The sequence below is a fragment of the uncultured Actinobacillus sp. genome (genome assembly GCF_945915845.1).
GTDB lineage: Bacteria > Pseudomonadota > Gammaproteobacteria > Enterobacterales > Pasteurellaceae > Exercitatus.
On sequence record NZ_CAMEFX010000046.1, the window covers coordinates 1 to 14,433 of the forward strand.

12 protein-coding genes and 6 tRNA genes are annotated in these 14,433 nt (G+C 39.2%); 14 read left to right on the forward strand and 4 right to left on the reverse strand.

The features are described 5' to 3' along the window. Positions 1 to 108: 108 nt before the first annotated feature. From Q0O89_RS09005 to Q0O89_RS09035, 7 genes are all read left to right on the forward strand, one after another. A complete protein-coding gene (locus Q0O89_RS09005) occupies positions 109 to 672 on the forward strand; it encodes a YcbK family protein (RefSeq protein WP_293731395.1) in 564 nt (187 codons plus the stop codon). 68 nt (positions 673 to 740) lie between these two features. Next, positions 741 to 1,370: an MBL fold metallo-hydrolase gene (locus Q0O89_RS09010; RefSeq protein WP_293731396.1), complete on the forward strand. Its 630-nt coding sequence runs from the start codon at positions 741 to 743 to the stop codon at positions 1,368 to 1,370. Between the two features lie 173 nt (positions 1,371 to 1,543). Further along, positions 1,544 to 1,620, forward strand: a tRNA-Met gene (locus Q0O89_RS09015). Between the two features lie 19 nt (positions 1,621 to 1,639). Then, a tRNA-Leu gene (locus Q0O89_RS09020) sits at positions 1,640 to 1,722 on the forward strand. Positions 1,723 to 1,756: 34 nt separating this feature from the next. Next, positions 1,757 to 1,831, forward strand: a tRNA-Gln gene (locus Q0O89_RS09025). Positions 1,832 to 1,866: 35 nt separating this feature from the next. Further along, positions 1,867 to 1,941: transfer RNA gene (locus Q0O89_RS09030), tRNA-Gln, on the forward strand. A 115-nt stretch (positions 1,942 to 2,056) separates the two neighbouring features. Continuing rightward, positions 2,057 to 3,319, forward strand: coding sequence for an Nramp family divalent metal transporter (locus Q0O89_RS09035; protein WP_293731397.1), 1,263 nt, complete (start codon positions 2,057 to 2,059; stop codon positions 3,317 to 3,319). Between the two features lie 66 nt (positions 3,320 to 3,385). Here the strand turns inward: Q0O89_RS09035 and Q0O89_RS09040 are convergent, their stop codons facing one another. Next, complete coding sequence (locus Q0O89_RS09040; RefSeq protein ID WP_293731398.1) at positions 3,386 to 4,315, reverse strand: AEC family transporter; 930 nt, start codon at positions 4,313 to 4,315, stop codon at positions 3,386 to 3,388. 128 nt (positions 4,316 to 4,443) lie between these two features. On the opposite strand from Q0O89_RS09040, the gene Q0O89_RS09045 reads away from it, so the two are divergent. Then, complete coding sequence (locus tag Q0O89_RS09045) at positions 4,444 to 4,896, forward strand: DUF441 domain-containing protein (protein ID WP_293731399.1); 453 nt, start codon at positions 4,444 to 4,446, stop codon at positions 4,894 to 4,896. Between the two features lies 1 nt (position 4,897). Beyond that, positions 4,898 to 8,818, forward strand: a complete 3,921-nt coding sequence (gene hrpA, locus Q0O89_RS09050; RefSeq protein ID WP_293731400.1) for an ATP-dependent RNA helicase HrpA — start codon at positions 4,898 to 4,900, stop codon at positions 8,816 to 8,818. A gap of 57 nt (positions 8,819 to 8,875) precedes the next feature. Here the strand turns inward: hrpA and Q0O89_RS09055 are convergent, their stop codons facing one another. From Q0O89_RS09055 to yhbY, 3 genes are read right to left on the reverse strand one after another with little or no spacing between them, the layout of a single operon-like run. Next, complete coding sequence (locus Q0O89_RS09055; protein ID WP_293731401.1) at positions 8,876 to 10,309, reverse strand: YdgA family protein; 1,434 nt, start codon at positions 10,307 to 10,309, stop codon at positions 8,876 to 8,878. 13 nt (positions 10,310 to 10,322) lie between these two features. Then, a complete protein-coding gene (locus Q0O89_RS09060) occupies positions 10,323 to 10,895 on the reverse strand; it encodes an elongation factor P hydroxylase (RefSeq protein ID WP_293731402.1) in 573 nt (190 codons plus the stop codon). A gap of 57 nt (positions 10,896 to 10,952) precedes the next feature. After that, entirely contained in the window at positions 10,953 to 11,249 is a 297-nt protein-coding gene (gene yhbY, locus Q0O89_RS09065) for a ribosome assembly RNA-binding protein YhbY (protein WP_293731403.1), read from the reverse strand. 258 nt (positions 11,250 to 11,507) lie between these two features. On the opposite strand from yhbY, the gene Q0O89_RS09070 reads away from it, so the two are divergent. The 5 genes from Q0O89_RS09070 to Q0O89_RS09090 form a co-directional block, all read left to right on the forward strand. Further along, positions 11,508 to 11,583: transfer RNA gene (locus Q0O89_RS09070), tRNA-Gly, on the forward strand. A gap of 25 nt (positions 11,584 to 11,608) precedes the next feature. After that, positions 11,609 to 11,695, forward strand: a tRNA-Leu gene (locus tag Q0O89_RS09075). A 75-nt stretch (positions 11,696 to 11,770) separates the two neighbouring features. Beyond that, positions 11,771 to 12,580, forward strand: coding sequence for a ParA family protein (locus Q0O89_RS09080; RefSeq protein WP_273402334.1), 810 nt, complete (start codon positions 11,771 to 11,773; stop codon positions 12,578 to 12,580). Positions 12,581 to 12,596: 16 nt separating this feature from the next. After that, positions 12,597 to 13,976 carry a replicative DNA helicase gene (gene dnaB, locus Q0O89_RS09085; RefSeq protein WP_293731404.1) on the forward strand — a complete coding sequence of 460 codons (1,380 nt, stop codon included), beginning with the start codon at positions 12,597 to 12,599 and terminating at the stop codon, positions 13,974 to 13,976. A 5-nt stretch (positions 13,977 to 13,981) separates the two neighbouring features. Continuing rightward, positions 13,982 to 14,433: ParB family protein (locus Q0O89_RS09090; protein ID WP_293731405.1), on the forward strand; the 452-nt coding region annotated here is incomplete at its 3' end.

Below are 14,433 nucleotides of genomic sequence, written 5' to 3' on the forward strand. Positions count from 1 at the left end.
TGGGCAAAAAATAAGCTCCGCCGCAGCCTTTTATTGAAAGATAAACAGACCCTAGGGCTTTTATAGAAGAATAAATAGAGCCTAAATTTATAAAGGAAGGGAACTTTTATGACAGAAATTAACCATAGCCGCCGTAAATGGCTTGCTTTGGGGGGAATTACGTTGGGTGTGAGTGCAATGTTTCCCTCGCAGCTTTTAGCGGCAGTTTCAACGCCTAAACCGCGTATTTTGCGCATGCATAATATAAATACCGGCGAGTATTTCAATTCAGTGTTTCACGAAGTTAAAGGGTTTGATGCTAAGGCATTACGCAAATTGACTTGGTTTATGCGCGATAAACGCAATAATAAGACACGCCCAATGGATCCGAAGTTATTTAGCAAACTTTATCGTGTACAGGGGTTATTAGGTTTACGTAATACTGAAATTCAAATTATCTGTGGTTACCGTTCGCCTGAAAGTAATGCAGCGATGCATCGCCGTAGTCGTGGAGTAGCGAGTAATAGTTTTCATATGAAAGGGCAAGCTATTGATTTTCGTATTGATGGCGTATCCTTAGCAAAAGTCCGTCATGCTGCACAAAGTTTAAATAATGGTGGTGTAGGATTTTATCCGCAAAGTAATTTTATACATGTGGATACCGGGCCTGTAAGAACTTGGTCGGGGAGTTAAATTAGTTCAAAAATCGACCGCACTTTTGTGCGGTTTTTTGTTTAAAATCGAAAGAAAAAGGTTAAACGATGAATATTGAAATTATTCCTGTAACAGCATTTCAACAAAATTGTTCTTTGATTTGGGATGATGAGAAAAATGCAGCAATTATTGATCCGGGTGGTGAGGCACAAAAGCTGATTAAGCGAATTGAAGAATTAGGGCTAAATCTCCAGGCAATTTTGTTGACACATGGACATTTAGATCATGTAGGTGCAGCACCACAGTTAAAAGCACATTTTGGAGTAGAAATCATTGGTCCTCATCATGCAGATGAATATTGGTTTCAAGCGTTACCGCAACAATCTCGTCAATTTGGTTTATTTGAAATTGATAGTTTTTTACCTGATCGTTGGCTAGATCAAGATGGTGAAATTTTAACGCTGGCAGGTTATCAATTTGAAGTAAAACATTTACCCGGTCATACTCCTGGACATGTAGGGTTTGTTGAACATAATCAAAAAGTGATTTTTTCAGGAGATGTGCTATTTAAACAAAGTATTGGACGTACGGATTTTCCGGGGGGAAATCATGAAGAATTATTGCATTCAATTCGTGCTAAATTATACTCTTTGCCTGATGACATGATTGTGATTGCCGGTCATGGGCCGGCAACGACAATCGGGCAAGAAAAGCAGCAGAACCCATTTGTTCGCTAGGTAGCAGTCATATTGAAGTGCTTAGAATTACATCAAATTGTTTAATCTCTATGCGAACAAACAAGATTTTATAAATTTCTGCAAAAAAGAGTTGACGAGAGGGGGCGTAATCAGCATAATACGCTCCGCAAAGCCGATGACGGTAACGCAAATTTGAAAATAAAAATAAACGTGGCTACATAGCTCAGCTGGTTAGAGCACAACACTCATAATGTTGGGGTCGCAAGTTCGAATCTCGCTGTAGCCACCATATTTATTTTTAATTTGATGCGGAAGTGGCGAAATTGGTAGACGCACCAGATTTAGGTTCTGGCGCCTGTGCGTGTGGGTTCAAGTCCCTCCTTCCGCACCATTTATCAGCTTGCATTCAAAATAATGGTTTAAATTGGGGTATCGCCAAGCGGTAAGGCACCGGGTTTTGATCTCGGCATCCCTAGGTTCGAATCCTAGTACCCCAGCCATCTATTCAATATTCATCTTTTTAATACATTTCTACTGGGGTATCGCCAAGCGGTAAGGCACCGGGTTTTGATCTCGGCATCCCTAGGTTCGAATCCTAGTACCCCAGCCATATTTTTCATCTTTCATAAAATTCTGCTAAGTTATTTTAAATTTTATTTGTAAATTTTTTCTAGATTAGTACAATCTTATTTCTTTATAACTGTAAACTTTTAGTGGAAAGATTTATGAACACTCAAACTTCTTCATGGCGTTCTAAGTTATCAGCCCTAGGCCCGGGTATCTTAATGGCGTCTGCAGCCGTTGGTGGCTCTCATATTATTATGTCAACGCAAGCCGGCGCAATGTATGGCTGGCAACTTGTTGGTTTAATTATTGTAGCCAATCTTTTTAAATATCCTTTTTTCCGTTTCGGTGCGCAATATACGCTCGATAGTGGTAAAACTTTGCTTGAGGGTTATCAAGAAAAAGGACGTTTCTATCTATGGCTCTTTTTTCTTTTAAATATTGTCGCAACAATTATCAATACAGCAGCTGTTGCATTACTGACTGCTGCAATTTTAACATTTGTATTGCCTGAACCCGTGCCTGTTCCTACGTTAAGTTTAATCGTTATTGTTGTTACAACCGCGATTTTATTACTTGGGAAATATCGTATATTAGACAGCCTATCTAAACTAATTATGATTTCACTAACCGTAACAACAGTGGTTGCTGTGATAATTGCCTTTATGCGCAATGGTGTAAATGGTGTCGTTCAGCCTGATTTTATTGAACCATCACCTTGGAACCTGAGTGCATTAGGCCTGGGATTTATCGTGGCATTAATGGGGTGGATGCCTGCTCCAATTGAAATTTCAGCGATTAATTCAATGTGGGTTCAAGCAAAACGCCGTTTCACAAAAATTTCGCATGAAGATGGTGTATTTGATTTCAACGTAGGGTTTATTGGTACCGCAATTTTAGCTCTCGTTTTTGTTGCATTAGGTGCATTGGTACAATACGGTTCGGGCGAAGCGGTAGAAATGGCAAATGGCGGTAAATATATCGCACAGTTGATTAATATGTATGCATCAACAATTGGCGATTGGGCTCGTGGTTTAATTGCATTTATCGCTTTTATGTGCATGTTTGGTACAACGATTACGGTTATTGACGGTTATTCACGTACCAATGTAGAAAGCTTACGTTTGTTACTCAAACGTAAAGAAAGTACACCTCGTTACTTAAATATGGCTTTCGTTGTTGCAGCACTTTCAGGACTTGCTTTAATTTTTTATTTTAACAATGCAGTAAAACCCATGTTAAACTTCGCGATGATTGCCTCATTTGTATCTGCGCCATTATTTGCTTACCTAAACCTATCTCTTGTATTAAAAGGTGAGCATCGCGTGCGTGGTGGCCTATTTTGGCTTTCAATTGCAGGTTTAATTTTCTTAACAGGTTTTGCGTTGTTATTTATTGTTAACCAACTTGGTCTAATTGCATAAAGTGCGGCTGAAAATCTCATCATTTTGAATACAACCAATCCCAGTGTAATAGCTGGGATTTTTTTGTTAAATAAGTTGATATAGCGCAATAATCAACGGCATTGTCATTACGCAGAGCAAGGTTGTCACGCCATAAATAGCACTCGCTTTTTGCGCATTTTTGCCATAAACCAAGGCCATTTGTGTAACAGTGGCCGCAGCCGGACTGATGGTGGCTAAGAAGCTAATCATTGTAATGGTTTCGCCGTTTTCTGCATAATGGGCAAAACCACAGAGTTTAATGATCCCCATTAAACAAATCGGAATAATGAGTAAGCGTAGTAAGGTCACCAAGTAAATTCGGCGTGAAGAGAGTATCGAACGAATAGGAATAGAGGCAATTAACATGCCGGCAATCAGCATTGCATTCGGGCCAATAAAGGAACCTACAGCGGTCATGGTACCAATAATAATCGAAGGTAATTTAATTTGAAAGGCAAATAAGGTTGCACCTATTATGATAGATAATATGTTGATATTTTTAATAATCTTGCTTAAAGATAGTTCCCCTTTACCACAAAGAATACTACGGCAATGCGTCCAAAATAAAAAAGTTTGTACAACAATAAAGCAAGTGGCGTAAATGACCCATTCCTGTCCAAACATCGACATCACCAACGGAATAATTAAATTTCCTGAATTAGAATAAATAGAGGCGGCATGTTCAATAGGATCGAGTTTCAAGGTTTTTTTCAGGAGAATACCGATAATAATTAAAATAATATGCAAAATCACTGCCATGGAAAAAGAAAGCAGTAAACCGCGTAATAATTCAGGAGTGTAATCAATTTGGAAGGCGTTGATCATAACCGCTGGGCTGATGATATAAAGCCCGATAATAGAAAGGGGATAGCTATCTTTTGAAGTTAATAATTTGCTTTTCACCAATGCATAGCCGAGTAATACAATGAGCGTGAGTTCGGTAATTTTACCGGCAAGAATAAGCGCAATGTCCATAATATTATCCAATTAATGATTTATAGCTTATTCTAGTCATTCTAACCAAATAAAAAAATCGCTGAATTACAAAATTTGCTATAATTCTTCAAAAAATTTCACAAAATTAACCGCACTTTGGAGATCTTATGTCAATTCAGCTTAATTCTATTGCTTTATTATTGGTTGTTCTTATTTTGCTTGGTGTGCTGAGTCAAAATAGTTCGATTACTATTTCAGCCGCCGTATTGCTGTTAATGCAACAAACCTTTTTATCGAAATATATTCCGTTTTTTGAGAAAAATGGACTGAATATTGGCATCATTATTTTGACCATTGGTGTGTTGGCACCCATTGTGACCGGTAAAGTGCAAATTCCAAGTTTGGCGTCATTATTTCACTGGAAAATGTTTTTGGCTTTAGGTGTAGGGATGTTAGTCGCTTGGTTTGCCGGCCGTGGCGTTAATTTAATGGGGTCACAGCCTATTTTACTGACAGGATTAATGATTGGTACAGTCCTTGGTGTGGCATTTTTAGGGGGGATTCCTGTAGGACCATTAATTGCGGCAGGAATTTTGTCATTAATATTGGGAGTAAAATAATATGGCAAAGTTTCAGCATAAACAGCCTTTAACACCTGTTCAAAAACAACTTTTAGCTGAACTGGTGGATGTAATGAATGTGGATAACCGCCGTTTGTCCGCACGCATTAAAGGCATGGGCAATATTAAGAAAGCGGAAAGCCAACAGGCGGTAGCGGCAGACATTCAAGCACAAATTCAATTAGCGCAAGCGCGATTGGAACAGCGTAAAAGTGCGGTGAAAAAAATTGAATTTCCTGAGAATTTGCCTGTTAGCCAACGTAAAGATGAAATCCAAAAACTCATCGCCGAAAATCAAGTGGTGGTGATTGCAGGGGAGACGGGTTCAGGTAAAACGACTCAGTTGCCCAAAATGTGTTTGGAATTGGGGCTAGGCACAAAAGGCTTGATTGGTCATACTCAACCACGCCGAATTGCGGCACGTTCGGTCGCGATGCGTATTGCGGAAGAATTGAACACCGAACTCGGCGGCATGGTGGGTTACAAGGTGCGTTTTAATGATCAAATCAGCGAGCAGACCCAAGTTAAACTGATGACTGATGGGATTTTATTGGCTGAAATCCAGACAGATCGTTTTTTAAATCAATACGACACCTTAATTATTGACGAAGCGCACGAACGCAGTCTCAATAACGATTTTATTTTAGGTTATCTGAAACAGCTTTTACCGCGCCGTCCTGATCTTAAAGTGATCATTACATCAGCCACCATTGATGTAGAACGTTTTTCACGCCATTTTAATAACGCGCCGATTATCGAAGTTTCAGGGCGAACTTACCCGGTGGAAGTGCGTTATCGCCCAATTGTGGAGTTGAAGGATGAAGAAAGCGAGCAGGATCAACTGCAAAGCATTTTAAATGCGGTAGATGAATTACAAGCGGAAGGGCGAGGGGATATTTTAATTTTCTTAAGTGGCGAACGAGAAATTCGTGATACTGCTGAAGCCTTAGAAAAACAAGATTTAAAACACACGGAAATTCTACCGCTCTTTGCGCGCTTATCAGCACAAGAACAAAATAAAATATTCCATCCAAGTGGACTAAATCGTATCGTTCTTGCCACAAATGTGGCGGAAACTTCCTTGACTGTACCGGGAATAAAATATGTTATCGATCCCGGAACGGCGCGAATTTCTCGCTATAGTTACCGCACCAAAGTGCAACGTTTGCCTATTGAACCCATCTCGCAAGCTTCTGCCAATCAGCGTAAAGGCCGTTGCGGACGTGTGTCAGAAGGGATTTGTATTCGCTTGTACTCGGAGGAGGATTTTAACAATCGTCCTGAGTTTACCGATCCTGAAATTTTGCGTACTAATTTGGCGTCCGTGATTTTGCAAATGACGGCTCTTGGGCTGGACGATATTCAAGCCTTTCCTTTTGTGGATGCGCCTGATAAGCGTCATATTCAAGATGGCATAAAATTGTTGGAAGAATTAGGGGCGTTTGAATTTAAATCCACTAAATTTGGTGAAAAACGACAATTAACGGCGCAAGGTAAGCAACTTGCTCAATTACCTGTCGATCCACGCCTTGCCAAAATGTTGTTAAGTGCGGTGAATTTGGGCGCAGTTCACGAAGTGATGATTATTGTGGCAGCGTTATCTATACAAGATCCGCGTGAACGTCCACAAGAAAAGCAGCAAGCCAGTGATGAAAAACACCGCCGTTTTGCTGATAAAAAATCCGATTTCTTGGCGTTTTTGAATTTATGGCATTATATTCAAGAACAGCAAAAAGCCTTGAGTAAAAATCAATTTCGCCGCCAATGCCAAAAGGATTACTTGAACTATTTGCGCATTCGCGAATGGCAAGATATTTATCATCAAATTCGCCTGACAGTACGCGAAATGGGCTTGCCGATTAATTCGGAACCCGCAGAATATCAACAAATTCATACCGCACTTTTAAGCGGTTTGCTCTCGCACATAGGTTTAAAAGAGAGCGAAAAACAAAGTTACCTTGGTGCGCGCAATGCCCATTTTGCGATTTTTCCTAATTCGGTGCTTTTCAAAAAACAACCGAAATGGGTCATGGCGGCGGAATTGGTGGAAACCAGCAAACTTTGGGGGCGAATGGTGGCAGAAATCGACCCTGAATGGATTGAGCCGCTGGCAGAGCATTTAGTGAAAAAATCCTATGCGGAGCCACGTTGGTCAAAATCCCGTGGACAGGTGGTGGCAGATGAAAAAGTAAGTTTGTATGGTGTGCCGATTGTGAATGGGCGAGCGGTGAATTACGGTTCTCTTGACCCGAAAACCAGCCGCGAGATCTTTATTCAATCCGCATTGGTGGAAGGGGATTGGAATACGTGTCATAAATTTTTCTTTGAAAATCAAAAGCTCATTCGTGAAGTGGAAGATTTGGAACATAAATCTCGCCGCCGCGATATTTTGGTAGATGACCGCACTTTGTTTGAATTTTATGATGAACGAATTGGCACAGATGTGGTATCGCAAAAGCATTTTGATAGTTGGTGGAAAAAGGCGAGTGGGAAAGATCCCGAATTATTGAATTTTGAGAAATCTTTTCTAATCAATGATGATGCACAAAAAGTCAGCCAATTGGATTTTCCAAATTGGTGGCATCAAGGCAATTTGAAATTAAAATTAACCTACCAATTTGAACCTGGCACGGATGCGGATGGTGTGACGGTACATATTCCCTTGCCGTTGCTCAATCAAATTGAAATGCAAGGTTTTGACTGGCAAATCCCGGGTTTGCGCCACGAATTGATCGTTGCCTTAATTAAAGCGTTACCAAAATCTTTGCGCCGTAATTTTGTACCGGCACCGAATTATGCGGAGGCTTTTTTAGGGCGGGTGACAAATTTTGATAAGCCATTGGTAGAAACCTTAAGCTACGAATTTCGCCGCATGACAGGCGTAAGCGTAGAAGTAGATGAGTGGAAACCGGCAGAAATTGCACCGCACTTAAGAATGACGTTCCGTGTGATTGATGAAAAAGGTAAAAAAATTGCGGAAAGTATGAATTTGGATGAGCTGAAATTTAGCTTAAAAGACCAAGTTCAACAAAGTCTTTCTGCAGTCGCTGATGACGGCATTGAGCAATCGGGTATTCATATTTGGAATTTCGATGCACTGCCGCCGGTATTTGAGCAAAGAAAACAAGGTTTTACCGTCAAAGCTTTTCCGGCGATTATTGATGAAAAAGAAGCGGTGGGCATTAAGTTATTTGAGACCGAGTATGAGCAATCCGTGGCAATGCAACAAGGATTGCGCCGTTTGATTTTGCTCAATGTGCCATCACCCATCAAATATTTGCACGAAAAATTGCCGAATAAATCTAAGCTAGGGCTATATTTCACTCCATTTGGCAAAGTATTGGATTTAATTGATGATTGTATTGCTTGTGCGGTGGATAAACTGATTGCGGATTTTGGCGGTTTTGTTTGGAACGAACAGGATTTTGAAAAATTGCGTGATTATGTGCGCGAAAATCTGAATGACATGACGGTAGATATTGCGCAGCAAGTGGAAAAACTGCTTACCTTAACCTTTGAGATTAATAAGCGACTGAAAGGCAAAATGGACTTTACTATGGCGTTTGCTTTGTCGGACATTAAATCCCAATTAGCCGGATTGATTTATCCGAGTTTTGTGGCTAAAACAGGCTATGCCCGTTTGCCTGATATTCACCGTTATCTGCAAGCGATTGATAAACGCATTGACAAATTAGCGCAAGATGTGAACCGAGATCGTGCCGCAATGCTTCGCGTAGAGCAGTGTCAACAGGCGTATCAACAGCTTTTGGCAAAACTGCCAAAATCCAAACCACAGAGCGCAGATGTGCTGGAAATTCGCTATATGATAGAAGAATTGCGCGTCAGTTTATTTGCGCAACAATTAGGTACGAAATATCCGATTTCGGATAAGCGCGTGTTGAATGTGATTGCCGAGCAGTAATCAAAAAAAGTGCGGTCAAAAATCCTAATATTTTTGACCGCACTATCTTGTGCAGACTTAGAAATTCCCCATTCCTAACATGAATAAGAATAACATTCCTTGTAATTCTTGGTTTGAAATTTTTTGACCATTGAAGTTTAGATATTCCCCTTCAATTTTTGCATTTAATTTCAATTTATTACCGTCTTCTACAAGAATATGGTTTTTAACGCCATCATGAATAAACTTATCTAACATTATTTGCGCTTGTTTATCCGCCTCTTCTTTAGTGAGCTGTTCTTCATGTTGTGCAACTTGAGAAACAACATCAAGGAATAAAGCTTTATCTAAAGAAGCATTAATGGTGAAATTTTTAAATAAGCTTAATAAATTGGCGTTCTGATTAAGTTTTGTTATATCTAATTTAGCTAAATGAATATCTAAATCCGCAGAGAATTGACCACTTTCACGCTCAAATTTAAAGCCTTTTTCTTTTAATTGTGGTTCGTTAGTGATTACGGTTAAACCAACTTCTTGCGATACTTCTGGCGGAACTACACCCTGATAATTTAAATAATTCTCTATAGATTTTTCTACTGCATCAGCATAAATATGATTGGCTTCTATATCACTTTGTAATTTGCCAATCTCAAGGCCATTAAAATTAATATTATCAAGTTTATAAGCTAAGGCATAATCAACAAATTGATCTTTTACCGCTAATTGATATTTAAATTCCGTATTTTTAGTATTAAGACTAATTTCTTCACCTTGAGAATCAATAGCATTAAGTGCAATTTTTTCTGCATTAAATATAATAGAACTATTGGCTAAATAGTTAAAATTACCTGTCGGTTTTTCGCCATGAATTTCTATTTTTGCATCATTCATCGCTAATACACTTGCATCATTTAATTCGGTATTTTGAATATTAAGTTCTTTTATATTTAAACTGATTTTTCCAGTCTGTTGATAATTACCTTCAGAGTCACTTTGCATATCTAAAGTTAATTTGGCCTTTTCATGTATGACCCCATTTAATTTTGAGATAAATTTCCCTTTAAAATTTTTGTCATAACCGAAAGTTAATTCAGTGGTAAATGGATGGCTATTATTGGCAAACCATTTTTCTGTTTGTACGTTTTTTAATAGTGTGGCATCAACAGAAAACATAGCTGGAATAAAATTGAATTTTTTTACTAAATTTAATGGCAACGGCCCATGATAGAATGTTCCTGAAAAAGGTAAAACGGTTTTTTCGCCATTTTCTGCAGTGATTTCTATATCATAAGAAATATCAGAGCTAAAGATACCGCGCTCAAATTTCAAATTGGTATTGGCGATTTGTAACGGAATTCCTCTTGTTGAGAATACTTTACGGATTTCTTGATTATCTTTCTCAAAAAGTGCTTGTATTTCAGTTTCCGCTTTTTGTCCTGTATAGTAAGCGCCACCTGTCCAAAGGATTCCTAATCCTGCAATAATAGCAATAGCTAATGTTGATTTTTTCATTTTTCCCTCTCAATTAAATTTTTGTAATATCAAACTGCGTTAAATTAATGGTATTTTCTGTACCATAAAAATTCGCTAACGCTTGACGTAATTTTTCTGCTCGTTTAGGTAAATAACCGCGTTCAGCATATTCTTTCACTTGTGCATAAACGGCTTGTTTAAACGGTGTTGCATCACCAGGATTACCGTTTAGATTGTCTGCACTGGCAAAATAACGAAAACCTGCTGCAGTTGCGAGTACCCACTCTATCGCTTGTGGTTTCACTTCTACTTTTTCAAAATCTCGTTGACGCTCAGCAGAGCGACCGTCAGGCTCATACCAATAACCAAAATCTTCTAATTTACGGCGTTCTGCTCCGGCAACTAGCCAGTGGGCGATTTCGTGCAACGCACTGCTATAAAAACCGCGAGCAAAATAAATGGCATGGTAGGGCAATACCTCGTAGCCTTCTGATTTATAGTTGGCCGGAATATAAATCGGTTCATCGCCACCTTTTATTAAGCGAGTATTAAATTCATCGGCAAAGCAGGTGTTAAAAATGGAAATAATATCTTCTAATTTGTGGGTGTGATCGTTTTGTTGCATAATATCCGCTCTATGAATATAAAAACTCACAAAATGCGTGAGTTTTTGAGGTAGAAATTATTTACGTGGAAGGGTAATTTTCTTTTCTTCACTTTCGCGATATAGCACAACCACATGCCCAATGGTTTGCACAGCTTCCGCTTGTGTCTCACGAACAATCGCATCAATAATTAATTGTTTTGTTTCACGATCTGCACCGGCCACTTTGACTTTAATCAGTTCATGATGAGACAACGCGTGATCAATTTCGGCTAAAACACCTTCCGTTAATCCATTACCGCCAAGCATTACAACCGGGTTTAGGTGATGAGCCAAGCCTTTTAAATATTGTTTTTGTTTTGTTGATAATGTCATTTTATTTTCCTTTGTGAGTAAAAATGCGCAATTTTAACCGCACTTTTTATGTCGGGGCATTATACGCGAATTTAAGCATATTGTAATTAAAGAATTTCACACACCCAATTTGGTGTTAAATTGAACCAATTGTACCATTTTTAGGCAAATAAACATTTTTTTAAAATTTCTATTTGACAGTTGAGCTTAAATCCGTAAAATGCGCACTCGTTGACGACATGAAGCGAAATAAATAAAAAGCGACAAGTTGAATACAATGCGGGAATAGCTCAGTTGGTAGAGCACGACCTTGCCAAGGTCGGGGTCGCGAGTTCGAGCCTCGTTTCCCGCTCCATTCTTAAATCAAGAAAATGCGTTGTGCCCGAGTGGCGGAATCGGTAGACGCAAGGGATTTAAAATCCCTCGCCTTTCGGGGCGTGCCAGTTCAAGTCTGGCCTCGGGCACCATTTCAAATCTTCTATTCTGTGTGGCTTAGTTAGGTAAATTTTTGATATTCATTCTTAACGAATAGGATATTAATTATGACCCATCAAGACCATTCTTTTATTGTTACTGTCATGTCCACTAAAGGTGGTGTAACAAAATCAACTAACGTTGCAAATATTGGCGCATTTTGTGCAGATCATGGTATTCGTACTTTAATGATCGATACGGATTCGCAACCTACTTTATCTTCTTATTATCATCTTAACTATACTGCACCGCAGGGATTGTTTGAATTTCTCACCCAGCGTGTGGTAACGCCTGAGCTTATCATCTCTCAGACTGAATTTGAGAACCTTGATATTATCCAATCTAACGACCCTACCGATGCCATTACAACTTATTTACGTAATGCGCCAGATGGCATGTTGCGTTTTACGGATGTAATCTCAGAAATCAAAGGTTATGACTTAATCATTATTGATACACGCGGTACAAGTGGTATCACTGTCGATATGTCGGTTTTGGCCAGTGATCTCGTTTTATCACCGTTAAAACCTGAATTATTATCCGCTCGTGAATTTATGCGCGGCACTGTTGGACTTTATCAACAACTCCAAACATGGACAAAATTTGGTTTTACCCTTCCGCCTGTCAAAGCGGTTATTAATTGTTTAGATAGAACCACCGATGCCAAAAATGTTGTATCAGGATTGCAACAGCTTTTTGAACAATATTCCGATTCCAACTTAACCTTACTGGATTTTTCTATCCCATCTCGCGTTGCATACCGTGAAGCAGCAAGCCTTGCTTTGCCTGTTCATCGTCATAGCGAGAAAGAAAAACAAAATATTCAACAGTTATGCACGCTACTCTTCCCGCAATGGACTGACCGTTTTAATCAGTAAAAATAAGGGGGAAAGTATGTCAAATTCTGTTGAAAATTATTCCATGGAAGCAGAATGTGCAGTCATAGGCAGTTTGTTGCTTGATAATGAATTGTGGGATGAAGTATCCCCTATTATTAGCGCGCAAAACTTCTATTTTGCTGCACATAAAATCATTTTTACGACAATAACAAAAATGTTGTCGGCTAATATTCCTGTCGATCTGTTAACACTGGAAAGAACGTTACAAGAAGAAAAGAAACTGAATGAAGTAGGCGGCTTGGCTTATTTAGCTGAAATCGCCAAAAGCACGCCAACTGCGGCAAATATTACCACTTACGCGAATATTGTGCGCCGTTCAAGCCAGTCTCGTCAATTATATGCACTTGGTCACCAATTATGTGCAGAAGTTTGCGTGGCAAAATCACAAGAGCAAATTGACACCATTATCAGTAACACGGAAAAAGCTCTCACGGATTTAACCTTAAATGAAGCACAAACCGAAACCAATGCGGATTTAATGGATGTGATTGACTCCATTTTGAAAAGAATGGAACAAAATACCATGACAGGTTCTGTCGTTAGTGGCATATCTTTTGGTATCGAACGTTTAGACGCTAACACCACTGGTGCGCAAGATGGTGAGCTCATTCTTGTTGCAGCCAGACCATCTATGGGAAAAACCGCACTTTCGCTCACATTTGCATATAGTGCATTGGAGACACAAAAAACACGCCCAATCCAATATTACAGCCTTGAAATGCCAGCGGAGCAAATTATGTTGCGCCTTTTGTCATTGCATTCTCGCGTACCGTTACAACGTGTAAAACAAGGCGTTACGATGAGTGATGAAGATATGGCGCGTTATGGTGCAGCCATTTCTCATTTTTGTGAAAACTGGGGAAATGCACGTTTTCAACTTGACGACTCGAGCTATCTCACTCCACAAATGTTGCGCACGCGCGTAAGAAGAAATATCCGTAAATATGGTACACCATCGGTCATTATTATCGATTATTTACAGCTTATGCACGATCCTGCCTTTAGTGGTAATAAAAACCGTAATTTAGAAATTGAAAGTATTTCTCGCTCATTAAAGCAGCTCGCGAAAGAAGTTGGCTGTCCTGTTATCGCCTTATCACAGTTAAATCGAAACCTTGAAAATCGTGGTGATAAACGCCCTCTACCATCTGATTTACGAGACTCAGGCTCATTAGAACAGGATGCTGACATCATTTTCTTCATTTATCGCGATGAAGTTTATAACCCTGAAACAGAGATGAATGGCATTGCAGAAATCATTATTGCTAAACAACGGAACGGCCCAATCGGTACTGTATATAGTCGATTTCAAGGGGAATTTTCTTTATTTGAGAATATTCCTGATGATGAATATGAAAAATTAGCGAGAGAATAATCATTATGGCACTTTTTAATTCAAAATCACGTGAAGAACGAGCTAAATCAATGATGGCTGCATTAAATACGCCTGCGATCACTAGTAGTTCGCCCATTTATCAACAAGTACAAATTTCAGATCAGCCCACTGCGGTAGATTTAAATAAAAAGCGTTTAATTACCGTAACGCTAGATAAATTAAAACCTTATGAAGGCAACCCACGTAGAACAAAAAATCCCGCCTACGAAGAAATTAAGGCTTCAATTAAATCTCGTGGTTTAGATCACGCACCTAACATTACGCAACGCCCAGGGGATGATTTTTACACTATCGCCGATGGCGGTAATACGCGTTTGCAGGCATTAAATGAGCTATTTGCTGAGACGAAAGATATACGTTTTTGGTCTATCGAATGTGTATTTAAGCCTTGGCAAGGTGATGATGAAATTTCATCTGAACTGAATATGATTATTGG

Bases quoted from the DNA above. Each gene is read 5' to 3' on its own strand.
- Q0O89_RS09005 (WP_293731395.1), top strand. From the start codon at position 109: ATGACAGAAATTAACCATAGCCGCCGTAAATGGCTTGCTTTGGGGGGA.
- Q0O89_RS09010 (WP_293731396.1), top strand. From the start codon at position 741: ATGAATATTGAAATTATTCCTGTAACAGCATTTCAACAAAATTGTTCT.
- Q0O89_RS09035 (WP_293731397.1), top strand. From the start codon at position 2,057: ATGAACACTCAAACTTCTTCATGGCGTTCTAAGTTATCAGCCCTAGGC.
- Q0O89_RS09040 (WP_293731398.1), bottom strand. From the start codon at position 4,315: ATGGACATTGCGCTTATTCTTGCCGGTAAAATTACCGAACTCACGCTC.
- Q0O89_RS09045 (WP_293731399.1), top strand. From the start codon at position 4,444: ATGTCAATTCAGCTTAATTCTATTGCTTTATTATTGGTTGTTCTTATT.
- hrpA (WP_293731400.1), top strand. From the start codon at position 4,898: ATGGCAAAGTTTCAGCATAAACAGCCTTTAACACCTGTTCAAAAACAA.
- Q0O89_RS09055 (WP_293731401.1), bottom strand. From the start codon at position 10,309: ATGAAAAAATCAACATTAGCTATTGCTATTATTGCAGGATTAGGAATC.
- Q0O89_RS09060 (WP_293731402.1), bottom strand. From the start codon at position 10,895: ATGCAACAAAACGATCACACCCACAAATTAGAAGATATTATTTCCATT.
- yhbY (WP_293731403.1), bottom strand. From the start codon at position 11,249: ATGACATTATCAACAAAACAAAAACAATATTTAAAAGGCTTGGCTCAT.
- Q0O89_RS09080 (WP_273402334.1), top strand. From the start codon at position 11,771: ATGACCCATCAAGACCATTCTTTTATTGTTACTGTCATGTCCACTAAA.
- dnaB (WP_293731404.1), top strand. From the start codon at position 12,597: ATGTCAAATTCTGTTGAAAATTATTCCATGGAAGCAGAATGTGCAGTC.